General features: G+C 72.4%; 29 protein-coding genes. 19 read left to right on the top strand and 10 right to left on the bottom strand.

Annotated features, from left to right (window positions below):
- Positions 1 to 131: 131 nt before the first annotated feature.
- Positions 132 to 632 carry a hypothetical protein gene (locus tag AQJ11_RS32290; protein ID WP_014671245.1) on the bottom strand — a complete coding sequence of 167 codons (501 nt, stop codon included), beginning with the start codon at positions 630 to 632 and terminating at the stop codon, positions 132 to 134.
- Between the two features lie 118 nt (positions 633 to 750).
- Between AQJ11_RS32290 and AQJ11_RS32285 the strand changes: the two genes are divergently transcribed.
- Together AQJ11_RS32285 and AQJ11_RS32280 are read left to right on the top strand one after the other, a co-directional pair.
- The gene (locus AQJ11_RS32285) at positions 751 to 1,110 is read left to right on the top strand and encodes a DUF779 domain-containing protein (RefSeq protein WP_014671246.1); all 360 of its coding nucleotides are present in this window, start codon (positions 751 to 753) and stop codon (positions 1,108 to 1,110) included.
- A gap of 140 nt (positions 1,111 to 1,250) precedes the next feature.
- Positions 1,251 to 2,420 (top strand): phosphodiester glycosidase family protein, encoded by a 1,170-nt coding sequence (locus AQJ11_RS32280; protein WP_059265517.1) that lies wholly within the window; start codon positions 1,251 to 1,253, stop codon positions 2,418 to 2,420.
- Between the two features lie 11 nt (positions 2,421 to 2,431).
- Here AQJ11_RS32280 and AQJ11_RS32275 read toward each other — a convergent pair whose 3' ends face one another.
- From AQJ11_RS32275 to AQJ11_RS32250, 6 genes are all read right to left on the bottom strand, one after another.
- Positions 2,432 to 2,626: a hypothetical protein gene (locus AQJ11_RS32275; protein WP_014671248.1), complete on the bottom strand. Its 195-nt coding sequence runs from the start codon at positions 2,624 to 2,626 to the stop codon at positions 2,432 to 2,434.
- 103 nt (positions 2,627 to 2,729) lie between these two features.
- The gene (locus AQJ11_RS32270) at positions 2,730 to 3,593 is read right to left on the bottom strand and encodes a phosphatidylinositol-specific phospholipase C/glycerophosphodiester phosphodiesterase family protein (RefSeq protein ID WP_059265516.1); all 864 of its coding nucleotides are present in this window, start codon (positions 3,591 to 3,593) and stop codon (positions 2,730 to 2,732) included.
- A gap of 158 nt (positions 3,594 to 3,751) precedes the next feature.
- Complete coding sequence (locus AQJ11_RS32265; protein WP_014671250.1) at positions 3,752 to 4,837, bottom strand: acyl-CoA dehydrogenase family protein; 1,086 nt, start codon at positions 4,835 to 4,837, stop codon at positions 3,752 to 3,754.
- Positions 4,834 to 6,015 carry an acyl-CoA dehydrogenase family protein gene (locus AQJ11_RS32260; RefSeq protein WP_059265515.1) on the bottom strand — a complete coding sequence of 394 codons (1,182 nt, stop codon included), beginning with the start codon at positions 6,013 to 6,015 and terminating at the stop codon, positions 4,834 to 4,836. The genes AQJ11_RS32265 and AQJ11_RS32260 overlap by 4 nt, the downstream gene beginning before the upstream one ends.
- A complete protein-coding gene (locus AQJ11_RS32255) occupies positions 6,012 to 6,983 on the bottom strand; it encodes an NADPH:quinone oxidoreductase family protein (RefSeq protein WP_059265514.1) in 972 nt (323 codons plus the stop codon). Before AQJ11_RS32255 ends, AQJ11_RS32260 begins: the two co-directional genes overlap by 4 nt.
- 86 nt (positions 6,984 to 7,069) lie before the next feature.
- On the bottom strand, positions 7,070 to 7,642 hold the full coding sequence (locus AQJ11_RS32250; RefSeq protein ID WP_059265513.1) for a helix-turn-helix domain-containing protein: 573 nt from the start codon (positions 7,640 to 7,642) through the stop codon (positions 7,070 to 7,072).
- A 65-nt stretch (positions 7,643 to 7,707) separates the two neighbouring features.
- Here AQJ11_RS32250 and AQJ11_RS32245 point away from each other — a divergent pair, with 65 nt between their 5' ends.
- The 8 genes from AQJ11_RS32245 to AQJ11_RS32210 all read left to right on the top strand — a co-directional run bounded on the left by AQJ11_RS32245 (position 7,708) and on the right by AQJ11_RS32210 (position 15,642).
- Complete coding sequence (locus AQJ11_RS32245; protein ID WP_059265512.1) at positions 7,708 to 8,640, top strand: NAD(P)/FAD-dependent oxidoreductase; 933 nt, start codon at positions 7,708 to 7,710, stop codon at positions 8,638 to 8,640.
- Between the two features lie 108 nt (positions 8,641 to 8,748).
- Positions 8,749 to 10,287, top strand: coding sequence for an ATP-dependent DNA ligase (locus tag AQJ11_RS32240; protein WP_059265511.1), 1,539 nt, complete (start codon positions 8,749 to 8,751; stop codon positions 10,285 to 10,287).
- Positions 10,284 to 10,757, top strand: coding sequence for an NUDIX hydrolase (locus tag AQJ11_RS32235; protein WP_059265510.1), 474 nt, complete (start codon positions 10,284 to 10,286; stop codon positions 10,755 to 10,757). Before AQJ11_RS32240 ends, AQJ11_RS32235 begins: the two co-directional genes overlap by 4 nt.
- 110 nt (positions 10,758 to 10,867) lie before the next feature.
- Positions 10,868 to 12,253: an NADP-dependent succinic semialdehyde dehydrogenase gene (locus tag AQJ11_RS32230; protein ID WP_059265509.1), complete on the top strand. Its 1,386-nt coding sequence runs from the start codon at positions 10,868 to 10,870 to the stop codon at positions 12,251 to 12,253.
- Between the two features lie 25 nt (positions 12,254 to 12,278).
- Positions 12,279 to 12,512 carry a DUF6213 family protein gene (locus AQJ11_RS32225; protein ID WP_030655224.1) on the top strand — a complete coding sequence of 78 codons (234 nt, stop codon included), beginning with the start codon at positions 12,279 to 12,281 and terminating at the stop codon, positions 12,510 to 12,512.
- Between the two features lie 316 nt (positions 12,513 to 12,828).
- Entirely contained in the window at positions 12,829 to 13,893 is a 1,065-nt protein-coding gene (locus AQJ11_RS32220; RefSeq protein ID WP_059265508.1) for a type III polyketide synthase, read from the top strand.
- Between the two features lie 32 nt (positions 13,894 to 13,925).
- Positions 13,926 to 15,113, top strand: a complete 1,188-nt coding sequence (locus tag AQJ11_RS32215) for a cytochrome P450 (RefSeq protein ID WP_079082496.1) — start codon at positions 13,926 to 13,928, stop codon at positions 15,111 to 15,113.
- Between the two features lie 7 nt (positions 15,114 to 15,120).
- Entirely contained in the window at positions 15,121 to 15,642 is a 522-nt protein-coding gene (locus AQJ11_RS32210; RefSeq protein ID WP_014671261.1) for a cupin domain-containing protein, read from the top strand.
- Between the two features lie 14 nt (positions 15,643 to 15,656).
- On the opposite strand, the gene AQJ11_RS32205 is transcribed toward AQJ11_RS32210, so the two are convergent.
- Entirely contained in the window at positions 15,657 to 16,883 is a 1,227-nt protein-coding gene (locus AQJ11_RS32205) for an acyl-CoA dehydrogenase family protein (RefSeq protein WP_014671262.1), read from the bottom strand.
- Positions 16,884 to 17,053: 170 nt separating this feature from the next.
- On the opposite strand from AQJ11_RS32205, the gene AQJ11_RS32200 reads away from it, so the two are divergent.
- Positions 17,054 to 17,698: a TetR/AcrR family transcriptional regulator gene (locus AQJ11_RS32200; RefSeq protein WP_014671263.1), complete on the top strand. Its 645-nt coding sequence runs from the start codon at positions 17,054 to 17,056 to the stop codon at positions 17,696 to 17,698.
- 15 nt (positions 17,699 to 17,713) lie between these two features.
- On the opposite strand, the gene def is transcribed toward AQJ11_RS32200, so the two are convergent.
- The gene (gene def, locus AQJ11_RS32195) at positions 17,714 to 18,268 is read right to left on the bottom strand and encodes a peptide deformylase (protein ID WP_175252084.1); all 555 of its coding nucleotides are present in this window, start codon (positions 18,266 to 18,268) and stop codon (positions 17,714 to 17,716) included.
- Between the two features lie 152 nt (positions 18,269 to 18,420).
- Between def and AQJ11_RS32190 the strand changes: the two genes are divergently transcribed.
- From AQJ11_RS32190 to rocD, 8 genes are all read left to right on the top strand, one after another.
- Entirely contained in the window at positions 18,421 to 19,659 is a 1,239-nt protein-coding gene (locus AQJ11_RS32190) for a MurT ligase domain-containing protein (protein ID WP_014671265.1), read from the top strand.
- Positions 19,660 to 19,688: 29 nt separating this feature from the next.
- Positions 19,689 to 20,417, top strand: a complete 729-nt coding sequence (locus tag AQJ11_RS32185; RefSeq protein WP_014671266.1) for a type 1 glutamine amidotransferase — start codon at positions 19,689 to 19,691, stop codon at positions 20,415 to 20,417.
- Between the two features lie 200 nt (positions 20,418 to 20,617).
- Complete coding sequence (locus AQJ11_RS32180; RefSeq protein ID WP_059265507.1) at positions 20,618 to 21,643, top strand: 6-phosphofructokinase; 1,026 nt, start codon at positions 20,618 to 20,620, stop codon at positions 21,641 to 21,643.
- 100 nt (positions 21,644 to 21,743) lie between these two features.
- Positions 21,744 to 22,694 carry a cytochrome c oxidase assembly protein gene (locus AQJ11_RS32175; RefSeq protein WP_058079619.1) on the top strand — a complete coding sequence of 317 codons (951 nt, stop codon included), beginning with the start codon at positions 21,744 to 21,746 and terminating at the stop codon, positions 22,692 to 22,694.
- 242 nt (positions 22,695 to 22,936) lie between these two features.
- Entirely contained in the window at positions 22,937 to 23,104 is a 168-nt protein-coding gene (locus AQJ11_RS48510; protein ID WP_014671269.1) for a hypothetical protein, read from the top strand.
- A gap of 37 nt (positions 23,105 to 23,141) precedes the next feature.
- A complete protein-coding gene (locus AQJ11_RS32170) occupies positions 23,142 to 23,627 on the top strand; it encodes an Lrp/AsnC family transcriptional regulator (protein WP_014671270.1) in 486 nt (161 codons plus the stop codon).
- Positions 23,628 to 23,780: 153 nt separating this feature from the next.
- Entirely contained in the window at positions 23,781 to 24,590 is an 810-nt protein-coding gene (ddaH, locus tag AQJ11_RS32165) for a dimethylargininase (RefSeq protein ID WP_014671271.1), read from the top strand.
- A complete protein-coding gene (gene rocD, locus AQJ11_RS32160; protein WP_059265506.1) occupies positions 24,590 to 25,807 on the top strand; it encodes an ornithine--oxo-acid transaminase in 1,218 nt (405 codons plus the stop codon). The genes ddaH and rocD overlap by 1 nt, the downstream gene beginning before the upstream one ends.
- A 48-nt stretch (positions 25,808 to 25,855) precedes the next feature.
- On the opposite strand, the gene AQJ11_RS32155 is transcribed toward rocD, so the two are convergent.
- Positions 25,856 to 26,536, bottom strand: coding sequence for a DUF305 domain-containing protein (locus tag AQJ11_RS32155; protein WP_059265505.1), 681 nt, complete (start codon positions 26,534 to 26,536; stop codon positions 25,856 to 25,858).
- Between the last annotated feature and the right edge of the window lie 10 nt (positions 26,537 to 26,546).

Genomic DNA, 26,546 nt, shown 5'->3' with positions numbered 1-26,546 from the left:
CCGTACGGCCCCGCGATCCCTGCCGCCCTGACGGTCCCAGCCGCCCTGCCCCCCTGCCGTCCCCAGCCCCTTCCCGGCGGCTGCCGCCCCGGCACTCCAAGCCGACCTAGCGCCCCCGCCCCCTGCCGCCCTCACGCCCCCCTGCCGTCCTTACGGCGCTTCCGGTTCGGCCGGTGAGGTCGGTGCAGCGTGTCCAGCTCTCCCACCGCCGCGCGCACATGGGCCGGGTCGCCGGGCCGGCCGCCGCCGGCGCAGTTCCAGACCGGGCGGCCGGACTCCTCCCGCAGGTGCATCCCGAGGCCGTGGAGCGTGCAGACCGGCCACGCCTGCCACAGGCACCCCGTGATCGTGTCCTGGGCCGCCTCGGCGACGGTCCACAGCGCCCAGGGGGCGGAGCCGGACGGCTGGAGGGAGTTGCCGTGCGCGTTGCCGTCGGCCAGTGCGACGTAGACCTGTTCGTCCTCGTGTGCGTCCGCCGGGTACGCGATGAGGCACAGCGGGCGCTGCCCGGGCAGGGTCGCCGCGAGGTCGCGGTTGACCGTCGCCAGTGCCTCGTCCCACAGCGGGTGTTCACCGGCGGGGACGAAGCGCGGCTCGGGCGGTCTCAGGGAGGAGGGGCGCATGCGTCCCATGGTCCCAACTCCGCCCGGGAGCGGACGCGGCGGGGCCATGAGGCGTTCTGGACGGGTTCCTGACCGTGCGTGAGACTGGAGCCGACGATCGGACGCCCCCGCTGTCCAGGACGGTGACATGGAAGAGGAGATCCCGCGCGTCGTGCTGACCCCGCAGGCCGCGGAGCTGGTGCGCCGCCTGCGCGCCGAGCACGGCCCGCTGATGTTCCACCAGTCCGGCGGCTGCTGTGACGGCAGCGCCCCGATGTGCTATCCGGACGGCGAGTTCCGTACCGGCGACTCGGACGTGCTGCTGGCCGAACTGGCGGTGGACGGCGTGCCGGAGCCCGTCACGTTCTGGATGTCGCGCAACCAGTACCAGGCCTGGAGCCACACCCGGCTGATCGTGGACGTCGTGCCGGGACGAGGCAGCGGCTTCTCCCTGGAAGCACCCGAGGGGGTGCGTTTTCTCACCCGTTCTCGCGTCGTCGACGCCTAGTCGGCCCGCCGGCCGCCCGAGTCTGCTGCACTGCCCCTGCACCGAGGACAGTTGACGAGACATCAGGGGGCACGGTGACGAGATCTCGCGGGCGTTCGGCGGCGGGCAGAGCGGTTCTCACGGTTGTCACGGCGTTGGGTGTGCTGGCCGGTGCGGCCCTGTCGGGGGCGGCACCGGCCGGTGCCGCGCCGGCCGGCAGGCGGCTGGCGCCGGGCGTCACCTACCGGCAGTTCGACATCGACGGGGCGGCGGGGAAGGCCCGCGCGCACCTGCTCACGGTGGACCTGGCCAACCCGCACGTCCGCGTCGACCTGCTGTACCCGGGCGCGGTGGCGGCGCGGGCGACCGTCTCCCGGCTGGCGGACTCGGCCGGCGCGGTCGCCGGGGTGAACGGCGACTTCTTCAACATCACCGAGACGCAGCACCCGGGCGTGCAGGCCACGGGCGCGGCCGTCGGACCGGCCGTGGCCGGCGGGCACGTGCTCAAGGCGGCGGTGCCCAAGGGGCAGCGGTTCGGACCCGCGCTGCCGCCGGGCACGACCACCCGGGACGTGTTCGGCGTGGGCACCGACCGGCGGGCCCGGCTGGACCGCCTCTCCCTCTCCGGCTCGGTCGGCACGCCGGAGGGGAAGTTGCCGCTGAAGGGCCTCAACCAGTACGCGCTGCCGGTGGATTCGGTCGGCGCCTTCACCGCGCGCTGGGGCAGCGCCTCCCGGGCGCGGGCCGTGTGCGGCACGGACACCCGGCGCGCGGCGCCGTGCAGCGGCGACACGTACGAGGTGAAGGTCCGCGGGGGCCGGGTGGTCTCCGCCACCGCCGCCCCGGGCAGCGGCTCGATCCCGGCGGACACCACGGTCCTGCTGGGGCGCGAGGAGGGCGCCCGGCGGCTGCGCGGGCTGTCGGTCGGTGACCCGGTGGACGTCACGCACACGTTGGTGGCGGCCTCGTCCGGGGTGCCGTACACGTTCGCGATCGGCGGCTTCCCGGTCCTGCGCGACGGCAGCCCGCTGTCCGGACTGGACGACAGCACCTCGGCGGTGCGGACGGTCGTCGGGTACAAGGGCGGCGGAAAGCAGATGCTGCTGCTGGCACTGGACGGCTCGGCGAAGTACCGCGGCGGGCTGACCGTCGCCGAGGAGGCGGAGACCATGCGCTCGCTGGGGGCCACGGCCGCCTTCAACCTCGACGGCGGCGGCTCGACGGAGCTGGTCGCCCGCGACACGGACGACGCCGCCGTGACGGTGCGCAACCACCCCAGCGGCGGCGCCGAACGCCCGGTGCCCAACGGCATCGGCGTCTTCTCCGGCTGAGGCCGGGCGGCTCAGGGCCGCAGGCTGCCCACCAGCTCGGCGGTCGCGGTGAGTCCGCTCTGGATGGTGGGCGCCATGCTCGTGCAGGCCAGGTAGAAGCCGAGCAGCAGGCAGACCAGGGCGTGGGAGATCTTCAGCGAGCAGTTCCGGATGAAGATCACGGCCAGGACCAGAAGCAGCAGCACCACAGAGATGGAAATGACCACCGGGAACCCTCCTCCGCCACGCCCCGTGTGCGGCGTTCGGCCGCAAGTGTGGCGTAGCGGAGGGTTTGTCCGGGCCGCTGACGTGTCCGCCGATCGTGTGGTCTTACGCGGAGGGGCGGGCGTCGAGGAAGGCCTCCAGGCCGGCGAGGTCGTCGGTGTTGAGGTAGTCGACCCCGGCGGCGAGCAGTTCCGACCACAGCGCGTCCCGGGCGGCGCCCGCGGTGTCGGGGGTGGCCCACAACCGGACCTGCTGCCCGCGCGCGTGGGCGGCCCCGGTGATGCTCCGCAGCCTCTGCCGCTCGGCGTCCGGGAAGGTCCCGGTGCCCGTCCAGGTGAAGTTCTGCGTCCAGTTGTCGCTGATCAGCGAGATGAAGGAGGCCGGGGCGGGGCCGCCGAGGTCGGCGAGGCGGCCGTCGTAGAAGGCGCGGCGCTCGCTCTGCGCCTCCATCGGGGTACGGGCCGCCCGGTCGCCGGAGATGACCGCGGTGACCGGGCCGGGGTGGACGCGGCCGTGCGCGTAGCGGGTGAACAGGTGCGGGTAGCGGCGCAGGTGGCGGTCGAGTTCGAGGTACGTGGCGGAGCCCTCGGTCTTGATGTCGATGAGGAGCTGGAGCGGCCGGCGCGAACCCCGGTGGACGGTGCCGTGGTTGGCCCTGACCCGGGCGGCGAGCGGTTCCAGGTAGAGGGATTCCAGGGTGCGGGACGGGTCGAGGTCGGATGCCTCGTGGCCGATGAGGAGCTGGTCGCCGACGAGGAAGATGTCGGCTTCCACGCTGCCGAACCGGTGGTCGAGGGCGTCGAACAGGGGCCGCGGGTGCTCGTAGTCGTTGTGGGCGTGGGCGTGCCACAGCGGGCGCGGGCGGCGCGTGCGCTCAACGGCCGGCGCCTGGCCGGCGGGCAGCGCGAGCGTGCCCGCGAGGGCGGCGCCGAGGGTGGTGAGGGCTCTGCGACGGGTGGTGAGGGCCATGCACTGCCTCCCTGGGGGTGATGGGGACCGGGGAGAGTATGCGTGCACCCGCCGCCGAAGGGGCCCCCTCGCACGGGGAGTTGGCGCTCTGTTCACTTCGCCGGTGCGCGGACACGAGAAAGCCCGCCCCGGGTGGGGCGGGCTTCACCGTGGGTGTGTCAGGCTGCCGGGAGGGGTGCCGGGAGGTCGACCAGCGCGGCCAGCGCCTCGCGGTGGGCGCCCGCCGTGCCGTACGCGATCGAGTCCGCCTTGGCCCGCTTGAGGTACAGGTGGACCGGGTGCTCCCAGGTCATCCCGATCCCGCCGTGGAGCTGCAACGCCTCCTCGGTGACCCGGACGGCGACGGGCGCCGCGTACGCCTGCGCGACGGCGACCCGGACCTCCACGTCCTCGCCGGTGGCGAGCGCGTCGGCGGCGGCGCGGGCGGCGGCCCGCAGGTGCACGACCTCCAGCCACAGCTGGGCGAGCCGGTGCTTGAGCGCCTGGAACCCGCCGACCGGCCGGTTGAACTGCTTGCGCTCCTTCAGGTACCGGACGGTCTCCGTCAACGCCCAGTCGGCCACGCCCAGCTGCTCGGAGACGAGCAGTCCGGCGGCGGCGCGCAGGGCACGGCGTACGGCGGGTCCGGCGGCGCCGACCCGGCGGCCGGGAGCGCCCTCCAGCCGTATGCCCGCGAGGGGGCGGGTCAGGTCCAGGGAGACCTGCGGGGTGACCGTCACGGCGTCGGCGGCGACGGCGTACAGGCCGCCGTCGTCGGCCGGGACGAGCAGGACGTCGGCGACGGCCGCGTCCGCGATCCCCGTCAGCTCTCCGTGCAGGGTGCCGTTCTCCACGCGTACGGCCGGGACGCCGGCGCCCGGGGCCGTGTGCAGGCCGACCGCCAGGGCGCCGATGGTGCGTCCCGAGGCCAGTTGTCCCAGCAGCTCGGCGTCGTCACAGGCGAGCAGGGCCTCGGTGGCCACGACCGCGCTGGTGAGGTACGGCACGGGAGCCACCGCCCGCCCCAGCTCCTCCAGCACGACGGCGGCTTCGCGCGCGGAGGCGCCCTGGCCGCCGCGCTCCTCGGGCACCAGCAGGCCGGCCAGGCCCATGCCGTCGGCGAGCAGCTTCCACAGGGCGCGGTCGTGCGGGGTGTCCGACTCGCCGCGGGTGATCACGTCGGCCGGTGCGCAGTGGTCCGTGAGCAGGTCGCGGACGGCGGCCCGCAGCGCCTCTTCCTCCTCGGAGTACAGCAGGTCGGTCATCGGGCGAGGTCCTTCCAGGCGACGTCCTTGTCGGTGCGCGGCTCGGCGGGCAGGCCCAGGACGCGCTCGGCGACGATGTTCAGCAGGACCTCGCTGGTCCCGCCCTCGATGCTGTTGCCCTTGGAGCGCAGGTAGCGGTAGCCGGCGTCCCGGCCGGTGAAGTCGACCAGCTCGGGGCGGCGCATGGTCCAGTCGTCGTACAGCAGGCCCTCCTCGCCGCGGAGTTCGACCTCCAGGCCGCTGATCTCCTGGTTGAGCCGGGCGAATGCGAGCTTCATGCCGGCGCCCTCGGGGCCGGGCTGGCCGGCGACGAGCTGCTGGCGCAGGCGGTCGCCGGTGAACCGGGCGACCTCGGCCTCGACCCACAGCTTCAGCAGGCGCTGGTGCAGGTCGTGGGTGCGCAGTCCGGGGCGTTCCCGCCAGGTCTTCGCGACCGGGCCGATCATGCCGCCCTCGCGGGGCAGGGCCATGCCGCCGATGGCGACGCGTTCGTTGTTCAGCGTGGTCTGGGCGACCCGCCAGCCGTCGCCGACCTCGCCGAGGCGGCGGTCGTCGGGGATGCGGACACCGGTGAGGAAGACCTCGTTGAACTCGGCCTCGCCGGTGATCTGGCGCAGCGGCCGGACCTCGACGCCCGGGTCGGTCATGTCGCAGACGAAGTAGGTGATGCCCTGGTGCTTGGGCACGTCCGGGTCGGTGCGGGCGATGAGGATGGCCCAGCGGGCCAGGTGCGCACTCGACGTCCACACCTTCTGCCCGTTGACCACCCAGCCGTCGCCCTCACGGACCGCCCGGGTGCCGAGCGCGGCCAGGTCGGAGCCGGCGCCGGGCTCGCTGAACAGCTGGCACCAGACCTCCTCGCCGGTCCACAGGGGGCGCAGATAGCGGCGCTTCTGCTCCTGCGTGCCGTACTTCAGGATCGTCGGCGCGGCCATGCCGAGGCCGATGCCGATGCGCCGGGGGTCGTTGTCGGGGGCGCCGGCCGCCGCCAGCTCGGCGTCCACGACCCCCTGGAGGGTGCGCGGGGCGCCCAGTCCGCCGAGGCCCTCCGGGTAGTGCACCCAGGCGAGGCCGGCGTCGAAGCGGGCCCGGAGGAAGTCCAGGCGGTCGGTGCTCGCGGGCGGGTGCTGCGCGAGCAGCTCCCGGGTACGGCGGCGCAGTTCCGCGGCGTCGGTCATGCGACAGCTCCGTTCTCCAGCACGACGGCGATCCGGCCCGTGGTCACCCCGTCGGCGACCCGCTGCACGGCACCGGCCGCCTCGGCGAGCGGCACCCGCTCGCTGACCAGCGGCTTGATCGCGCCCCGGGCGGCCAGCTCGGTCAGTTCCTCGTGGCAGCGCTGGACCAGCTTCGGGTTCTTGGTGTTGTACAGGCCCCAGTGCAGGCCGACGATCGAGTAGTTCTTCACCAGGGCGTGGTTGAGGGCCGGGCTCGGGATGGTGCCACTGGCGAAGCCGACGACGACGATCCGGCCCTCGAAGGCGACCAGCTTGGCGGACTGGGCGTAGGCCTCGCCGCCGACGGGGTCGTAGACGACGTCGGCGCCCCGGCCGCCGGTGGCCTCCTTCACGGCGGCGACGACGTCCTCGGAGCGCCGGTCGACCACCACGTCACAGCCCAGCCGCCGGGCGACGGCGGCCTTGTCCGCGCCGCCCACGACACCGATCACCGTGGCGCCGGCCGCCTTGCCGAGCTGCACGGCGGCGCTGCCCACGCCCCCGGCGGCGGCGTGCACCAGCAGGGTCTCCCCGGCTTCCAGGCGGGCGCGGCGGTGCAGGCCGAACCAGCCGGTCTGGTAGCCGATGTGCAGGGCGGCCGCCTCGGCGTCGTCCAGCGCGTCGGGAGCGGGGAGCAGGGCGCGGGCGTCGGCGAGGGCGTACTCGGCGAAGCCGCCGTGGGGCAGCGCGGGGTTGGCGATCACCCGGCGGCCGTCCTCGGTCTCGCCGCAGATCTCCACGCCGGGCGTGAAGGGCAGCGGCGGACGCACCTGGTACTGGCCGCGGCACAGCAGCGCGTCCGGGAAGTTGACGTTGGCGGCGCGCACCCGCAGCAGCACCTGGCCGTCGCCGGGCGTGGGCCGCTCGACGTCATGGAGGCGCATCACCTCGCTCGGCTCGCCGTTCTCGTGCACTTGCCATGCCTGCATGCGGGGCCTCCACGGGACTGCTTCGTCTGACCGGGTCCAACGGCATACTAAGCGGTCGCTTGCCGATCAGGGAACAGTCGCGTGGGTCACGTGCGAGCGGGCCGCGCCCGTACGTGCATCCGCTCCCCCTGTGGTCCGAACAGACTCAGGAACTCCACCGGCCCCTCCCCCGTCGACCCGAACCAGTGCGGCACCCGCGTGTCGAACTCGGCCGCCTCGCCCGCGGACAGCACGACGTCGTGCTCCCCGAGGACCAGGCGGAGCCGGCCGGAGAGGACGTAGAGCCACTCGTAGCCCTCGTGGGTCCGCGGGTCGGGCTCCTGTCTGCGCTGGGGTTCGAGCACCTTGAACGCCTGAAGGCCGCCGGGCTGGCGGGTCAGTGGCCAGTGGGTGCGCCCGCCGCGGACGATCGGCCTGGACCGCACCCGCGGGTCCCCCACCGGCGGCGCCCCGACCAGCTCGTCCAGCGGCACCTGGTGGGCCTGGGCGATCGGCAGCAGCAGTTCGAGGCTGGGCTTGCGCAGGCCCGACTCCAGCCGGGAGAGGGTGCTCACGGAGATGCCGGTGGCCTCGGACAGCGCGGCCAGGGTCACCTCCCGCTCCTTGCGGATGCGGCGCAGCCTCGGGCCCACGTCCGCCAGTACGTCGTCTGTGCTCATGGCCCCTATTGCAGGAACGGCAAATCCGTTTGTCAATCCCGCAGCCCCCGGGCGACCGTCGCCTCATGACCGAGAACAACGGGTACGAAGTCGTCGTCGTCGGCGGCGGGGCCGCCGGCCTGTCCGCCGCGCTGGTGCTGGGCCGGTCCCGGCGCCGCACGCTGGTCGTCGACGCGGGCGAGCCGCGCAACGCGCCGTCCGCGCACATGCAGGGGTATCTGTCCCGGGACGGCATGTCCCCGGCCGAGTTCCTGGCCGTCGGGCGCGAGGAGATCGCCCGGTACGGGGTGGAACTGGTCCGGGACCGGGTGGTGGACGTGGCCCGGGAAGGGGACTTCACCGCCGTCCTCGCGAGCGGCCGGACCGTGCGGGCCCGGCACCTGGTGGTCGCGACCGGCCTGAAGGACGAGCTGCCGCCGGTCCCCGGGCTCGCCGAGCGGTTCGGCCGGGACGTGGTCCACTGCCCGTACTGCCACGGCTGGGAGGTGCGCGACCTGCCGACCGGCGTCCTCGCCACCTCACCGCTCAGCGTGCACCAGGCGCTCATGGCCACCCAGTGGTCGAAGGACGTACGGCTCTTCCTGCACGAGGTGGGCGAGGCGGAGCTGACGGACCAGGACCTGCGCCGGCTGGCGACCGCCGGGGTCACGGTCGTACCCGGCGAGGTGGCCGGACTCGTGACCGCCGACGACCGCCTCACCGGCGTCCGGCTCGCGGACGGCACGGTCCACGAACGCGACGTCCTGTACGCCGCCCCGCGCGCCGTCCCCCGCAACGACCTGCTGATCCGGCTGGGCGCCGAGCTGCGCGAGACCCCGTTCGGCAGCTACCCGGTGATCGACGAACGGGGCCTGACCACCGTGCCCGGCCTGTGGGCGGCCGGCAACGCGAGCGGCTTCGCGGAACAGGTGATCAACGCGGCGAGCCGTGGCTACCGCGCCGGGGCGGCGATCAACGGAGAGCTCCTGATGGCCGACCTGGACGACGGCACCCCGTGAGGGGCGCGGTCCGGTGTGCGGCTACCGCCGCGCGGGCGCGATCGGCCCCCGGGCACCCGCACGGAACGGAACCGCGCACCCGGCGATGCGCTGAGGCACGATGACTGCATGCTGCTGACCCGGTTGGCCCAGGTGTCCCGGGAGGTCGCCGCGACGGCGGCGCGGTCCCGGAAGATCGCGCTGCTCGCGGAGCTGTTCCGGGACGCGGAGGCGGACGACGTGCCGATCGTCATCCCCTATCTCGCCGGCCGGCTGCCGCAGGGCCGGCTCGGCGTCGGCTGGAAGGTGCTGGGCCGCCCGGTCCCGCCCGCCGCCGAGCCCTCCCTCACCGTGCGGGAGGTCGACGCCCGGCTCACCGGGCTGGGCAAGGTGTCCGGGCCCGGCTCCCAGGCCGAGCGGACCCGGATCGTCGGGGAGCTGATGGGCGCGGCCACCGAGGAGGAGCAGCGCTTCCTGCTCGGCCTGCTCACCGGCGAGGTGCGGCAGGGCGCGCTGGACGCGGTCGCGGTGGAGGGGCTGGCCCGGGCGACCGGCGCGGATCCGGCGGACGTGCGCCGGGCCGTGATGCTGGCGGGGTCGTTGCAGACGGTGGCGCAGGCCCTGCTCGGCGAGGGGCCCGGATCGCTCGACCGCTTCCGGCTCACGGTCGGCCGGCCGGTGCTGCCGATGCTGGCGCACAGCGCGTCCTCGGTCGCGGAGGCGGTGGAGAAGCTGGGCGCGTGCGCGGTGGAGGAGAAGCTGGACGGCATCCGGGTCCAGGTCCACCGGGACGGCGACACGGTCCGGATCCACACCCGCACCCTGGACGACATCACCGGCCGGCTGCCCGAAGTGACCGCCGCCGCGCTGGAGTTGGGGGGCGAGCGGTTCATCCTGGACGGCGAGGTGATCTCCTTCGACGCGGCGGGCCGGCCCCGGTCCTTCCAGGAGACGGCGGGCCGGGTCGGCTCGCGCACGGACGTGGCGAGGGCGGCCGGACAGACCCCGGTCTCCCCCGTCTTCTTCGACGCCCTCTCGGTCGACGGCCGTGACCTGCTCGACCTGCCCTTCGCCGAGCGGCACGCGGAGCTGGCCCGGCTGGTGCCGGAGCCGATGCGGGTCCGGCGCACGGTGGCCTCGGGCCCGGAGGACATCCCGGAGGCGGAACGGTTCCTCGCCGACACCCTGGCCCGCGGCCACGAGGGCGTGGTGGTCAAGGCGCTCGACGCGCCCTACAGCGCGGGCCGGCGCGGCGCCGCCTGGCTGAAGGTCAAGCCCGTGCACACCCTCGACCTGGTGGTGCTGGCCGCCGAGTGGGGTCATGGCCGGCGCACCGGCAAGCTCTCCAACCTCCACCTCGGCGCCCGCACCCCGGACGGCGGCTTCGCCATGCTCGGCAAGACCTTCAAAGGCATGACCGACGCGACGCTCGCCTGGCAGACCGAGCGGCTGAAGGAACTGGCGGTCGAGGACAACGGCTGGGTGGTCCGGGTCCGCCCCGAACTCGTGGTGGAGATCGCCTACGACGGTCTCCAGCGCTCCACCCGCTACCCGGCCGGCGTCACCCTCCGCTTCGCCCGCGTGGTCCGCTACCGCGAGGACAAGCGGCCCGAGGAGGCCGATACCGTGGAGGCCCTGTTGGCAGCCCACCCGGAGGTCTCGCCGTGACGGTACGGACGACGAAGCGCAGCGCGGGACTGCTGTTGTTCCGGCACACCGACCAGGGGCTGGAGGTATTGCTCGGCCATATGGGCGGGCCGCTCTGGGCGAAGAAGGACGCGGGCGCCTGGACCGTGCCGAAGGGCGAGTACGACCCGGCGGAGCCGGCCTGGGAGGCGGCCCGGCGGGAGTTCCAGGAGGAACTGGGGGTGGCACCGCCCGACGGGGAGGCCGTACCGCTGGGCGAGGTCGTGCAGCGCAACGGCAAGATCGTCACGGCGTGGGCGGTGGCGGCGGACCTCGACCCGCGGGCGATCGCCCCGGGGACCTTCACGATGGAGTGGCCGCCGCGGTCGGGGCGGACCCAGGAGTTCCCGGAGCTGGACCGGGTGGCGTGGTTCGGTGTGGACCGGGCCCGTGAGGTGATCGTCACGGCACAGGCCGCGTTTCTCGACCGGCTGGCGGAGCACTCGGGCTAGCAGGAGCCCCCCGCGGCGACCGGAGGAAAGCGCCCGAGGGGCCTGTCGCGTTGCGGCTTGCGGGGCCGCGCGCGAAGGTCGAGACAAGCCCGCTCCCAGGGAGGTCAGCCATGCCCATCGCGACGGTGAACCCGGCGAACGGCGAGACGCTCAAGACGTACGAGCCCATGGACGAGGACGAGCTGGAGCGCCGGCTCGAACTCGCCGAGGCCACCTTCCGCACGTACCGGACGACCTCCTTCGCCGATCGCGCCCGACTGCTGAACAAGGCCGCCGACCTGCTGGACGAGGACCAGCGGGAGATCGGCCGGATCATGACCACCGAGATGGGCAAGCCGGTCAGGCAGGCCCGCGCAGAGGCCGCGAAGTGCGCCAAGGCGATGCGCTGGTACGCCGAACGCGCCGAGGGGCTGCTGGCCGACGAGGAACCGCCCGAGTCGGACGTGACGGACTCCGGCGCCTCCCGGGTCCGGGTCCGCTACCGGCCGCTCGGCCCGGTGCTCGCGGTGATGCCCTGGAACTTCCCCCTGTGGCAGGTCGTCCGGTTCGCGGCGCCCGCGCTCATGGCGGGCAACGTGGGCCTGCTCAAGCACGCCTCCAACGTCCCCCAGACGGCGCTGTACCTGGAGGACCTGTTCGACCGGGCGGGCTTCCCCGAGGGCTGCTTCCAGACGCTGCTGATCGGCTCGGCCGCGGTGGACGACGTCCTGCGCGACGAGCGCGTGAAGGCGGCCACCCTGACCGGCAGCGAACCGGCCGGCCGGGCGGTCGCCTCCAGCGCCGGGGAGATGATCAAGAAGACGGTGCTGGAGCTCGGCGGCAGCGACCCCTACGTGGTGATGCCCTCCGCAGACCTGGACCGCGCCGCCGAGGTCGCGGTGACCGCCCGCGTGCAGAACAACGGGCAGTCCTGCATCGCCGCCAAGCGGTTCATCGTGCACACCGACGTCTACGACGCGTTCGCCGAGAAGTTCATCGCGGGCATGGAGGCCCTCAGGATCGGCGACCCGCTGGCGGAGGACACCGAGATCGGGCCGCTCGCCAGCGAGCAGGGCAGGAAAGACCTGGAGGAGCTCGTCGACGACGCCCGGCGCAGCGGGGCCGAGGTGCGGTGCGGCGGGCAGCGGCCGGACGGGCCCGGCTGGTACTACCCGCCGACCGTGCTCACCGGCATCACCCGGGAGATGCGCATCCACCGCGAGGAGGCGTTCGGACCGGTGGCCACGCTGTACCGGGCGGGCGACCTGGACGAGGCGGTGCTGATCGCCAACGACTCGCCGTTCGGGCTGAGTTCGAACGTGTGGACGCGGGACGAGAACGAGGTGGAGCGGTTCGCGCGCGACCTGGAGGCCGGTGCCGTGTTCGTCAACGGGATGACCGCCTCCCACCCGGCGTTCCCGTTCGGTGGAGTGAAGCGGTCGGGGTACGGGCGTGAGCTGTCCGGGCACGGAATCCGGGAGTTCTGCAACATCACCACGGTTTGGCAGGGTGCGTGAGCGCCGCGCGGCTACCATCCCGTTTGTGAACCGCGAAGTGACCCTGCCTCTGATCGTCGACGACCGCGGGACCTTGCAGGTGGCCGCGGTGGACGTGAGTAAGTTGTTGCGGACCGTGGGGGCGCGGTGGCTGCATCTTGTCGAGGCCGGGGAGCAGGGGCTGGACGAGGACACGGTCGCCGCGCTGACCATCGAACTGGCGAAGCTGGCGGACCGTATCGACGTGGCGTGCATCGCCCACAGCAGCGGGGCGCCCTGACAGCCGTACCCCCGCCTGTCGGCACGGCCGGCCGTGACCGTGCCCGTCGCCAGGGCGGCGGCTGCGTCGCGGGAGTGCCGGCAGCCGCGGCGGCCCCCGGTCACCGCCCTCCCGTTGTAACGGCCGTATCCGCGTTTTCCCTCGTCCGGCCGCATGAATCGCCCTGCGCGCCTGACCCCCGGGTCCCCGGTTCGGAGTAACCCAGCGCGAGATCGTCGTCCTGTCGGGTGACGGTGGGTGTAGCACCCCACAGAGGTGAACCCACCTTCTGGCCGGTGGGCGAAGGCCCCCGGAGAGCGGAAAGCAGGGACGGTTCATGGCGACTTTGTGCAAGCCCTCGGTGTCGGTCCCGGAACACGTGATCACGATGGAGGAGACGCTGGAGCTGGCGCGCTCGCGCCACGCGGACCACCCCCAACTGCCACTGGCCCTCAGGCTGATCGAGAACACCGGCGTCAAGACACGGCACATCGTGCAGCCCATCGAGGAGACCTTGAAGCACCCGGGCTTCGAGGACCGCAACAAGCTCTACGAAGCCGAGGCCAAGGCCCGCGTCCCCGCCGTGATCCGGCAGGCGCTGGACGACGCGGAGCTGCTCACCAGCGACATCGACGTGATCATCTACGTGTCGTGCACGGGCTTCATGATGCCCTCGCTCACGGCGTGGCTGATCAACGAGATGGACTTCGACAGCACCACCCGTCAGCTCCCCATCGCCCAGCTGGGCTGCGCGGCCGGCGGAGCGGCCATCAACCGGGCGCACGACTTCTGCTCGGCCTACCCGAACGCCAACGCGCTCATCGTGGCCTGCGAGTTCTGCTCGCTGTGCTACCAGCCCACCGACCTCGGCGTCGGCTCGCTGCTCTCCAACGGCCTGTTCGGCGACGGCATCGCCGCCGCCGTGGTGCGCGGGCAGGGCGGCACGGGCGTCCGTCTGGAGCGCAACGGCTCCTACCTGATCCCCAAGACCGAGGACTGGATCGCCTACGACGTCCGGGCCACCGGCTTCCACTTCCTGCTGGACAAGCGGGTGCCCGCGACCATGGAGCCGCTCGCCCCGGCGCTCAAGGACCTGGCCGGCGACCACGGCTGGGACGCGTCCGACCTGGACTTCTACATCATCCACGCGGGCGGTCCCCGAATACTCGACGACCTCAGCAAGTTCCTGGAGGTCGAGCCGCACGCCTTCCGGTTCAGCCGGTCCACGCTCACCGAGTACGGCAACATCGCCAGCGCCGTCGTGTTGGACGCGCTGCGCCGGCTGTTCGACGAGGGCGGCGCCCACGACCAGGCCCGCGGACTGCTCGCCGGCTTCGGTCCCGGCATCACCGCCGAGATGTCGGTGGGCCGCTGGGTCACCGCGGACGGCGACGCCCGGTGATCGAGGAGGCGACGCGCACCGGCGTCGAGGCCATGCCCCCGATCCGGCACTGGCCGGCGCTCGACCTCACGGGCACGGACTTCGACCCGGTGCTGGCCGAGCTGATGGACGAGGGCCCGGTCACCCGCGTCCAGCTGCCCAACGGCGAGGGCTGGGCCTGGCTGGTCACCCGGTACGACGACGTGCGCATGGTGGCCAACGACCCCCGCTTCAGCCGGGAGGCGGTCGTCGACAGGCCGGTCACCCGGCTCGCCCCGCACTTCATCCCCGACCGGGGCGCGGTCGGCTTCCTCGACCCGCCCGACCACACCCGGCTGCGCCGCTCGGTCGCCGCCGCCTTCACGGCGAAGGGCGTGGAGCGGGTCCGCGACCGGGCACGCGGCATGCTGGACGAGATGGTCGACGACCTGCTCGCGGCCGGCCCGCCCGCCGATCTCACGGCGGCGGTCCTCGGCCCGTTCCCGATCGCGGTGATCTGCGAGCTGATGGGCGTGCCGGCCGGCGACCGGCACGGCATGCACACCTGGACGCAGCTGATCCTGTCCGCCGCGCACGGCAAGGAGGTCAGCGAGCGGGCCAAGCGGGAGATGAGCTCCTACTTCGCCGACCTGATCGGGCTGCGGGAGAACAGCGCGGGTGAGGACGTCACCTCGCTGCTCGGTGCCGCCGTGGGCCGCCGCGAGATCACCCTGGAGCAGGCCGTGGGCCTCGCCGTGCTCCTCCAGATCGGCGGCGAGGCGGTCACCGCCAACAGCGGGCAGATGTTCCACCTGCTGCTGACCCGTCCCGGTCTGACGGCGCGGCTGCGCGCGGAGCCGGCGATCCGCCCCCGGGCGATCGACGAACTCCTGCGCTACCTCCCGCACCGCAACGCGGTCGGCCTGTCCCGGATCGCCCTGGAGGACGTGGAGATCGCGGGCGTCCGCATCCGCGCGGGCGACCCGGTGTACGTCTCCTACCTGGCCGCCAACCGGGACCCGGACGTCTTCCCCGCGCCGGACACCGTCGACTTCTCCCGCCGTCCGAACCCGCATGTGGCGTTCGGTTTCGGCCCGCACTACTGCCCGGGCGGCATGCTGGCCCGGCTGGAGGAGGAACTGCTGATGAACGCCCTGCTGGACCGGGTACCGGGCCTCAGACTGGCCGTACCGCCGGATCAGGTCCCCTTCAGGAAGGGCGCCTTGATCCGGGGGCCCGAGTGCCTGCCGGTGACCTGGTGAGGTTCCCATGACAGAGACCGAGGGACTGTACGTGCCACCGGGCCACGGCCGGGTCGTCGAGACACCGGCCCAGCGGGTGACCTTCAAGGTCACCGGCCTGCACTCGCGCATGGCCTCCACCTTCGAGGTGGAGGTCCCGCCCGGCTTCGACGTGGGCGCCCATGTGCACACGCGCAGCGAGGAGCTGTTCTACATCCTCGAAGGCGAACTGGACGTGCTCGCCTTCGAGCCGCGCGTGCGCACCCCGGACAACTGGCGGAAGTGGGAGTCGTCCTCGGGCAGCCGGGTGGTCCGGGCGACACCGGGCACGGTCATCGTCGTACCGCCCGGCTGCCCGCACGCGTTCGCGAACCCGACGGAGACACCGGCGAAGATGTTCTTCCAGGCCGCTCCCCCGCCGGACCACGAGCGCTACTTCGAGGAGCTGCTGGACATCCTCGGCAACGGCGGACCGCCGGACCAGGAGGCCATCGAGGCGCTGCGGGCCAAGTACGACATCGAGCAGCTCACACCGCTCAGGCACCGGTGAGGCGCCGGTGAGCGCTAGCGGATGGGCATCCCCGACAGGGTCCGCGCGATGACCAGCCGCTGGATCTCGCTCGTGCCCTCGAAGATGGTGTAGATGGCCGCGTCCCGGTGCATCCGCTCGACCGGGTACTCACGGGTGTAGCCGTTGCCGCCGAGGATCTGGATCGCCTGGGCCGTCACCTTCTTGGCGGTCTCGCTGGCGAACAGCTTCGACATGGAGCCCTCGGCGGCGGTGAACGGCTTGCCGTTGACCGCCATCCAGGAGGCACGCCACACCAGCAGGCGGGCGGCGTCGATCTGGGTGCGCATGTCCGCCAGCTGGAAGGCCACGCCCTGGTTGTCGATGATCGGGCGGCCGAACTGCTCGCGGGTCGTGGCGTAGTCGAGGGCGACCTCGTACGCGGCCCGGGCGGTGCCCACCGCCATGGCGCCGACCGCCGGGCGGGACGCCTCGAACGTGGCCATGGCCGCGTTCTTCACGCGTTCGCCGCCCTTCTTCGCCTTCTCCCGGGCCCGGGCCAGCCGCTCGTCCAGCTTCTCCTTGCCGCCGAGCAGGCAGGACCCGGGCACCCGGACGTTGTCGAGGATGACCTCGGCGGTGTGCGAGGCGCGGATGCCGTGCTTCTTGAACTTCTGTCCCTGGGACAGTCCGGGCGTGCCCGGCGGGACGATGAAGGAGGCGTGGCCCTTGGAGCCCAGCTCCGGGTCGACGACGGCGACGACGACGTGGACGTTGGCGATGCCGCCGTTGGTCGCCCAGGTCTTCGTGCCGTTGATCACCCACTCGTCCTTGGCCTCGTCGTACACGGCACGCGTGCGCATGGAGGCGACGTCGGAGCCGGCGTCGGGCTCGGAGGAGCAGAAGGCGGCGACCTTGACGTCGTTCTGGTCGCCGTACATCTGGGGTATCCAGGTGCCGATCTGCTCCTCGGTCCCGTTGGCGAGTACGCCCACGGCGGCCAGGCCGGTGCCCACAATGGACAGGGCGATGCCCGCGTCGCCCCAGAACAGCTCCTCCATGGCCATCGGGATGCCGAGCCCGGTGGGGTCGAAGTACTGCTGCGCGTAGAAGTCGAGGGAGTAGATGCCGACCTTCGCGGCCTCCTGGATGACCGGCCAGGGGGTCTCCTCGCGCTCGTCCCACTCCGCCGCCGCGGGGCGGATCACGTCCGCGGCGAAGCCATGGAGCCAGTCGCGTACTTCCCTCTGCTCCTCGTTCAGCTCCATGGTGAACTCGGCCATGTCCCCTCCAGCGGCGGTGGTGCGATGTTACTTGCGGTAACACGAGTCTGTTACTGATCGGTAGGAAAAGTCAACCGCCGATGACGCCTCGGCTGCCCGTTCGATGCCGGGGGCCCGGTCAGTGTTAGTTTGCGCAGGCGTCACCGAATCAGCACGGGTGGGGAGAGCACATGGACACCACGCAGCGGACCGATCAGCAGCGGTCCGCCGACCGCCGACGGCGCGAGCTGCTGGAGGCCGCCGACCGGGTGGTGCTGCGCGACGGCCCGCAGGCGTCGATGAACGCGATCGCGGCGGAAGCGGGAATCACGAAGCCGATCCTCTACCGGCACTTCGGCGACAAGGGCGGTCTTTACGCGGCCTTGGCCAAGCGGCACACCGACGCGTTGCTGGCATCGCTGCGGGCGGCGCTGGACGCGCCGGTCGACCGGCGCGAGCGGGTCGAGTCCACGCTGGACACCTATCTCGCCGCGATCGAGGCGCGGCCTCAGGTGTATCGGTTCCTCATGCATCCCGCGGAGGGGAGCACGGGCGGCGACCAGGGCTTCGACGTCGGCAAGCACTCGGCTCCGCTGCTGCGGCGGATGGGCGAGGAGCTGGCCCAGGTCATCGAGGAGCGGGTGGACCTCGGACCGGAGAGCCAGCGGCTGGCGCGGGTGTGGGGGCACGGGATCGTCGGGATGATGCACGCCGCCGGGGACTGGTGGCTGGGGGAACGGCCCTGTTCCCGCGCCGAGTTGGTGCGGTCCCTCGCCGATCTGCTGTGGGGTCGCCTGGCCGCGGCCGGGGACAGGGTGGGGGGCCCGGGGTTCTGAACGGCCCCCGCACCCTCAGCCCTGGGTGCCCACCCGGTGCCAGGAAGCCCGGGAGACCTGCCTCAGCAGCCTCCGCTTCCGCCACCCCGTGAGGCGGTCCGCGTACACGCGGCCCTCAAGGTGGTCGCACTCGTGTTGCAAGCATCTGGCAAAGAAGCCGGTGCCGTGCAGGGTGACCGGGTCGCCGGTCAGCGTGAGGCCCTCGACCACCGCGTGGTCGTAGCGCTCGGTTCCCGCCTCCAGGCCCGGCAGGGACAGGCAGCCCTCGGGCCCCCGGACCACCACACCGTCCGCCTCCACCAGGCGGGGGTTCACCACATGCCCCAGGTGACGCACGTCCTCGTCATCCGGACAGTCGTACACGAACACCCGCAGACCGACCCCGATCTGATTCGCGGCCAGGCCCACCCCCTGCGCCGCGTACATCGTGGCGAACAGGTCCTCCACGAGGGCGGCGAGGCCGGGGCCGAAGTCGGTGACGTCCCGGCAGGGCTCGCGCAGTACCGCGTCGCCGAGCAGGGTGAGGGGCCGGACGCGCCCGTGGGCGCCCGGAATGGAACCGTGTCGCATGGCGGCAAGGGTACGGTTCGTATCGCTCATGCCCGCCGCTCAAGCCCTGGGCCGGGATTCGGGTGTGGGAATGGATCTCGATAGGCTGAGGTTCACACCACGTTGCCGGATGGCCCCAGGCGCGGCGCGTACGCAAGGAGGATCGAGAACTGATGGCAGGCAACTCGGACCCGCTCACGCCGCGGGCCAAGCTGGCCGTGACCGCGGGCAAGGCGGTCGCTGCGGCATCGCGGGCCGCGGGGCGCGGCAGTGGATCGGTGATCGGCGGCCGGGTCGCACTGAAGCTCGACCCCGACCTGCTCGCCCGGCTCGCCCAGAACCTGGACGTCGTCCTGGTGTCGGCGACCAACGGCAAGACCACGACCACCCGGCTCATCGCCGAGGCGCTGCGTGCCGCGGGCCCGGTCGTGTCGAACGCGCTCGGCGCCAACATGCCGGCCGGCATCACCTCCGCGCTGGCGGGCGGCTCGGACGCCAAGTTCGGTGTCATCGAGGTCGACGAGAAGTACCTGGCCGGAGTGGCCCGGGACACCAGCCCGAAGTGCATCGCCCTGCTGAACCTCTCCCGTGACCAGCTCGACCGCGCCGCCGAGACCCGGATGCTCGCCGAGAACTGGCGGGAGGGTCTGGCCGGCTCCAAGGCCGTCGTCGTCGCCAACTGCGACGACCCGCTGGTGGTGTGGGCCGCGTCGTCGTCCCCGAATGTGATCTGGGTCGCGGCCGGGCAGATGTGGAAGGACGACGCCTGGTCCTGCCCGTCGTGCGGTGGCGTGATGCAGCGCCCGGGTGACGACTGGTTCTGCGGTGAGTGCGGGTTCCGGCGGCCGACGCCGACCTGGGCGCTGTCCGGGGACCACGTGCTGGACCCGCACGGCTCCGCCTGGCCGATCCACCTCCAGCTGCCGGGCCGTGCCAACAAGGCGAACGCGGCCTCCTCCGCGGCCGTCGCCGCCGTCTTCGGGGTGCCGCCGCAGGTCGCCCTGGAGCGGATGTACCAGGTGCAGGCGGTGGCCGGCCGGTACGACGTCGTCCAGTTCCAGAACCGCGATCTCAGGCTGCTGCTGGCGAAGAACCCGGCCGGCTGGCTGGAGACGTTCTCCCTGATCGACCCGCCGCCCGCTCCGGTGATCCTGTCCGTGAACGCGCGCGGGGCCGACGGCACCGACACCTCCTGGCTGTGGGACGTCGACTACACCCGGCTGACCGGCCACCCGATCTTCGTCATCGGCGACCGGAAGCTGGACCTCGCCGTCCGCCTGGAGGTCGCCAACCAGCACTTCCAGGTCTGCGACAACCTCGACCAGGCCGTGCAGATGTGCCCGCCGGGCCGGATCGAGGTCATCGCGAACTACACCGCGTTCCAGGACCTGCGCCGCCGCGTCGGCAACTGATCTTCTGATCCTCGAAGGGCGATCACCTCATGAGCGACAACCAACTGCGGCTGGTGTGGATCTACCCGGACCTGCTGAGCACCTACGGCGACCAGGGCAACGCGCTCGTCGTGGAGCGCCGGGCCCGGCAGCGCGGCCTGGACGTGGCCCGCCTCGACGTGCGCAGCGACCAGCCGATCCCGACCTCCGGTGACATCTACCTCATCGGCGGCGGCGAGGACCGTCCGCAGCGGCTCGCGGCCGAGCGGCTGCGCCGGGACGGGCATCTGCACCGGGCGGTGGAGAACGGCGCGATCGTCTTCTCGGTCTGCGCCGGCTACCAGATCCTCGGCCACGAGTTCATCAACGACCTCGGCCAGCGCGAGCCGGGCCTCGGCCTGCTCGACGTGGTCTCGGTGCGCGGCGAGGGCGAGCGGTGCGTCGGTGACGTGCTGGCCGACATCGACCCGCAGCTCGGTCTCCCCCAGCTGACCGGCTTCGAGAACCACCAGGGCGTCACCCACCTGGGCCCCACGGCCCGCCCCCTCGCCCGGGTGCAGATCGGCAAGGGCAACGGCACCGGGGACGGCACGGAGGGCGCGTACAACGGGACCGTCTTCGGTACGTACATGCACGGGCCGGTCCTCGCCCGCAACCCGCAGATCGCCGACCTGCTGCTGAAGCTGGCGCTCGACGTCAACGCGCTGCCGCCGATCGACGACCGCTGGTACGAGGCGCTCCGCAACGAGCGCATCGAGGCGGCGCAGCAGCCTGCGTAACCCGTTCGTCAGCCGGATTTCAGCGTGGTCCGGCAGGCTCGTGGCGGGCCCGCCTGACGGTCCGTCCGCTCACATGTGCGGGCGCGTCCAGCAGGCGGACGCCCGCTACGGAGCCACCCCCTCACGCCGGTAGGGTGACCGGGAATCCGCCGGACATCGTGGTCCGGTTACCCGGCCCACGTTGAGAAGGTATTCGGGCTATGCGCATTGGTGTCCTCACGTCCGGCGGCGACTGCCCCGGCCTGAACGCCGTCATCCGGTCCGTCGTGCACCGTGCCGTCGCCGACCACGGCGACGAGGTCATCGGTTTCCGGGACGGCTGGAAGGGCCTCCTGGAATGCGACTACCTGAAACTCGACCTGGACGCCGTGGGCGGCATCCTCGCGCGCGGCGGCACCATCCTCGGCTCCTCCCGGGTCCGCCCGGAGCATCTGCGGGACGGTGTGGAGCGGGCCAAGGGCCATGTCGCGGAACTCGGCCTGGACGCGATCATCCCGATCGGCGGTGAGGGCACGCTGAAGGCGGCCCGGCTGCTGTCGGACGGCGGGCTGCCGATCGTGGGCGTGCCCAAGACCATCGACAACGACATCGCCGTCACCGATGTCACCTTCGGTTTCGACACGGCGGTGACCGTGGCGACCGAGGCCCTGGACCGGCTGAAGACCACCGCCGAGTCCCACCAGCGCGTGCTGATCGTGGAGGTCATGGGCCGGCACACCGGCTGGATCGCGCTGCACTCCGGCATGGCGGCCGGCGCCCACGCCGTGGTCGTGCCCGAGCGGCCCTTCGACATCGACGAGTTGACGAGGAAGGTCGGCGAGCGGTTCGAGGCGGGCAAGCGGTTCGCCATAGTGGTCGCCGCCGAGGGGGCCAAGCCGCGGCCCGGCTCCATGGAGTTCGACGAGGGCGGCAAGGACATCTACGGCCACGAGCGCTTCGCGGGCATCGCGCGGCAGCTGTCGGTCGAGCTGGAGCAGCGGCTCGGCAAGGAGGCCCGGCCGGTGATCCTCGGGCATGTGCAGCGGGGCGGCACGCCGACGCCGTACGACCGGGTGCTGGCGACCCGCTTCGGCTGGCACGCGGTCGAGGCCGTGCACCGGGGTGAGTTCGGCATGATGACGGCGCTGCGCGGGACCGACATCGTCATGGTGTCGCTGGCGGAGGCCGTGGAGACGCTGAAGACCGTACCGGCGGAGCGGTACGACGAGGCGGAGTGCGTTCTGTAGGGGCCTCGCCACGCGCGACCCCGGTCGAAGGGGATGGCGGGACGAGTTCTACCCTTGGGCGGGACAGAATTCGCACACCCCCCGAAACAGGAGCCGCAGGATGGATCACAGCGGGCACGGCATGACCATGGATCTGCCGCCGTTCACGCTGGGGCGGGGGCTCGCATGGTCGGCGGACCCCTTCTTCCTCATCGCCTGCCTCGCCGGTCTGGCTCTCTACGGCTGGGGTGTCGTACGGCTGCGGCGGCGCGGGGACGCCTGGCCGGTGAGCCGTACCGTCTCCTACGTCGTCGGTGTGCTCACCATCGCGCTGGTGATGTGCACCAGGCTGAACGACTACGGCATGGTCATGTTCAGCGTGCACATGGTGCAGCACATGGTGATCAGCATGCTGTCGCCGATCCTGATCCTGCTCGGCGCCCCGGTCACCCTGGCGCTGCGCGCGCTGCCGACCGCCGGCAAGGGCCGCAAGGGTCCGCGTGAGCTGCTGCTGATGCTGCTGCACAGCCGGTACATGCGGATCATCACCCACCCGGCGTTCACCATCCCGCTGTTCATCGCGAGCCTGTACGCCCTCTACTTCACCCCGCTGTTCGACTTCCTGATGGGCTCGAAGACCGGGCACGTCGCGATGATGGTGCACTTCCTCGCGGTCGGTGTCGTGTTCTTCTGGCCGATCATCGGTGTCGACCCGGGCCCGCACCGGCCGGGCCACCTGATGCGGATGCTGGAACTGTTCGCGGGCATGCCGTTCCACGCGTTCTTCGGTATCGCGCTGATGATGGCGTCGACGCCGATGGTGGAGACCTTCGAGCACCCGCCCGCGTCCCTGGGCATCGACGCGCTGTCCGACCAGAGCGCGGCGGGCGGCATCGCCTGGGCGTTCAGCGAGATCCCGTCGGTGCTGGTGCTGATCGCGCTGCTGTTCCAGTGGTACCGCTCAGAACAGCGGCAGGCCAAGCGCAAGGACCGGGCCGCCGACCGGGACGGCGACAAGGAGCTGGAGGCGTACAACGCCTACCTGGCCTCGCTGAACGCGCGCGAGGGCTAGGCCGCTTCCTTCAGATCATCGGATCGCTGGTCCGGTGTGCCGTTGGCTGACGCCAGTGGGCGCGTACCGAGCCGTCGCTGCCGGACCGGACTCCGCGGCGGGGAGGGCGATGGCGTGATCATCGGCAGCCTCCCCGGACAGCACACCCAGCCGCACCGGGCCCCGGGGCCGGTCGCGGCTATCCCCTCCGGGCCCGAACCGGGGCACCATGGTCGTGGACGGACCATGAGGAGGGTGGCACGATGCCCGGTTCCACGAACGGTTCCACCAAGACGATGGGGGCGCTCACGGTCGGCGGGCTGGTCGTCGTGACCGCCTACACGGTCGCGCTCGGCAGCAACGGCTGGCTGTGGTTCGGATGGGTGGTGCTGGGGCTGCTGACGCTCGCCCTGGTGGTCACCCAGTCGTGAGCCGCGCGGGACGGGCGGGGCTGGCTACAGTGCCCGCATGAACAGCAGGACGCCCTCGTTCGACGAACTGGACCGCCGGATCGTCACCGCGCTCATGACGAACGCGCGGACCAGCTTCGCCGAGATCGGAGCCGCGATCGGGCTGTCCGCCACCGCGGTCAAACGGCGGGTGGACCGGCTGCGGGAGACCGGGGTGATCACCGGGTTCACGGCGACGGTCAAGCCGTCCGCGCTGGGCTGGCGCACGGAGGCGTACGTCGAGGTGTACTGCGAGGGCGCGGCCCCGCCCCGCCGGCTGGCGGAGGTCGTCCGCAACCATCCGGAGATCGCGGCGGCCATGACGGTGACCGGTGGCGCCGACGCGCTGCTGCACGTGCGCGCCCGGGACGTGGAGCACTTCGAGGAGGTGCTGGAGCGGATCCGCGCCGAGCCGTTCATCCGGAAGACGATCAGCGTGATGGTGCTGTCCCACCTGCTCCCGGAGAGCCCGGAGGCGGGCGCCACCCACGCGGCCCCGGAGTGACCGGACCGGCGCGCAGGAGTCGTGCGTGAGGCCCGGCGACAACGCAGCGATCCTGCCTGTCCGCGCAGCTTTTCTCGCTTGTCGCCCGTCTTCCTCCCTTCCTACCGTGGTGTCACCCCTCAGTGACGCACAGGAAAGCGGAGGGAACCCTCTGTGACCGACAGTCGTGTGCCGCGTCCCCGGCGGTTTCTGGTCTGTGAACCCAGACACTTCGCCGTCCAGTACGCGATCAATCCCTGGATGCATCCCGACAAGCCCGTCGACGTGGACCTGGCCCGGGAGCAGTGGCAGCAGCTGATCCGCGCCTACCGGACCCACGGCCACACCGTGGACTCCGTCGAGCCGGTCCCCGGCCTGCCGGACATGGTGTTCGCCGCCAACGCGGCGTTCGTCGTCGGCGGCCGGGTCTTCGGCTCCCTGTTCCACGCCCCGCAGCGGCGCCCCGAGTCGGTGCACTACGACACCTGGTTCAAGGCCGCCGGCTACGACGTCCACCGGCCCGAGTCGGTGACCGAGGGCGAGGGCGACCTGGTGTGGACGGGCCGGTACGTGCTCGCCGGCACCGGGTTCCGCACGACGCGCGAGGCGCACCGGGAGGCGCAGGAGTTCCTCGGCCACCCGGTGATCGGCCTGACCCTGGTCGACCCGTACTTCTACCACCTGGACACGGCGCTGTTCGTCCTCGACGACGACAACATCTGCTACTACCCGGAGGCCTTCTCGCCGGGCAGCCGGGAGGTCCTCAAGCGCCTGTACCCGAACGCGGTGCTCGCCACCCGCGAGGACGCGATGGCGTTCGGCCTGAACTCCGTCTCCGACGGCCGGAACGTCTTCATCGCACCCCAGGCGGAAGCGCTCGCCGAACGCCTGGCCGGCCACGGCTATGTCCCCGTCCCCGTCGACCTGTCCGAGTTCCACAAGGCCGGCGGCGGCATCAAGTGCTGCACCCAGGAGATCCGCTGATGACCGCACCCGCGCGCACCCGTACGTCCGACGACCTGATCCGCGCGGAGGAGCCGGTTCTCGCGCACAACTACCACCCGCTGCCCGTGGTGGTGGCCCGTGCCGAGGGCACCTGGGTGGAGGACGTCGAGGGCAACCGCTACCTCGACATGCTGGCCGGCTACTCGGCCCTCAACTTCGGCCACCGGCACCCGGCGCTCGTCGAGGCCGCACACCGCCAGCTCGACCGGCTCACCCTCACCTCCCGCGCGTTCCACAACGACCGGCTGGCCTCCTTCGCCGAGCGGCTCGCGGAGCTGACCGGCCTGGACATGGTGCTGCCGATGAACACCGGCGCGGAGGCGGTGGAGAGCGGCATCAAGGTGGCCCGCAAGTGGGCGTACGACGTGAAGGGCGTCCCGGCCGGACAGGCGACGATCGTGGTCGCGGCGGAGAACTTCCACGGCCGTACGACGACCATCGTCGGCTTCTCCACGGACGAGACGGCCCGGTCCGGCTTCGGCCCGTTCACGCCCGGCTTCCGGATCGTGCCGTACAACGACCTGGCCGCGCTGGAGGCGGCGGTCGACGACACCACGGCGGCGGTGCTGATCGAGCCGATCCAGGGCGAGGCCGGGGTGATCATCCCGGACGACGGCTACCTCGCCGGGGTGCGGGAGCTGACCCGCCGCAGGGGCTGCCTGTTCGTCGCGGACGAGATCCAGTCGGGCCTCGGCCGGACGGGCCGTACCCTCGCCGTCGAGCACGAGGACGTCGTCCCGGACCTGTTGCTGCTCGGCAAGGCGCTCGGCGGCGGCATCGTGCCGGTGTCGGCGGTGGTGGGCCGGCGCGAGGTGCTGGGGGTGCTGCACCCCGGTGAGCACGGTTCGACGTTCGGCGGCAATCCGCTCGCCGCGGCGGTCGGCACGGCCGTGGTCGAGTTGCTTCAGACCGGTGAGTTCCAGCGCCGGGCGGCCGAGCTGGGCGTGGTGCTGCGGGACGGGCTGACCGAGCTGACCGGCAAGGGCGTGACCGGTTTCCGGGCGCGTGGGCTGTGGGCCGGCGTGGACGTCGACCCCGCCCTCGGCACCGGCCGCGAGATCAGCGAGCGCCTGATGCGCGAGGGGATCCTGGTCAAGGACACCCACGGGTCCACGATCCGGCTCGCGCCGCCGCTGACGATCACGGCGGAGGAGCTGCGGTCGGCGCTGGCCGCCCTGGAGAAGGTGCTGGCCTGAGGCACGGGCGGGGGCCGGTGACGGCACCGGTCCCCGCCCGCCGCGCCGTCAGTCCGTGCCGAGGAGCCGCTTCATCTCCTTGATCTCGGCGTTCTGCGCGGTGACGATGGCGTCCGCCATGGTCTTGGCGGGGCCGTACTGGCCCTTCTCGTTCTCGGTGGTGGCCATCTCGACGGCGCCCTCGTGGTGGCCGACCATCATCGACAGGAACTTGGTGTCGAAGTCCTTGCCGGTGGCCTTCTCCAGGGCCGTCATGTCGGCCTCACTCATCATCCCGGACATCCCGGACATCCCCGAGTGGGCGGAGTGGTCCATGCCGGCCATGGGGACCTGCTCGCCCCAGGAGGTCAGCCAGCCGGTCATGGTGCGGATCTCCGGGTCCTGCGCCTTCTCGATGCGCGAGGCGAGGTCCTTCACCCGCGCGGAGGAGGCCCGGCCGTCGGCGAGCTTCGCCATCTCCAGGGCCTGCTGGTGGTGCGGGATCATGCCCTGCGCGAAGGAGACGTCCTGGGCGTTGTGCGCGGTGGCCGACGCGCTCGGAGTGGCCGACGCGCTCGGAGTGGCCGGCGCGCTCGGAGTGGCCGACGCGCCCGCGGCGGCGGAGGAGCCGTGTCCGGTGTGGCCGCCGCCGGCGCTGTCGTTGTCGCCGCCGCAGGCGGCCAGGACGAGGGCTCCGGTCACGGCGACCGCGGCGAGGGCGGCACGGCGCGTCAGGGTACGGATGGTCATACGGGGAACT

Source organism: Streptomyces corchorusii (genome assembly GCF_001514055.1).
Lineage (GTDB): Bacteria > Actinomycetota > Actinomycetes > Streptomycetales > Streptomycetaceae > Streptomyces > Streptomyces olivaceoviridis.
The sequence above is the reverse complement of the archived record's forward strand: the minus strand, read 5'-3'. Positions and strand labels throughout refer to the sequence as shown.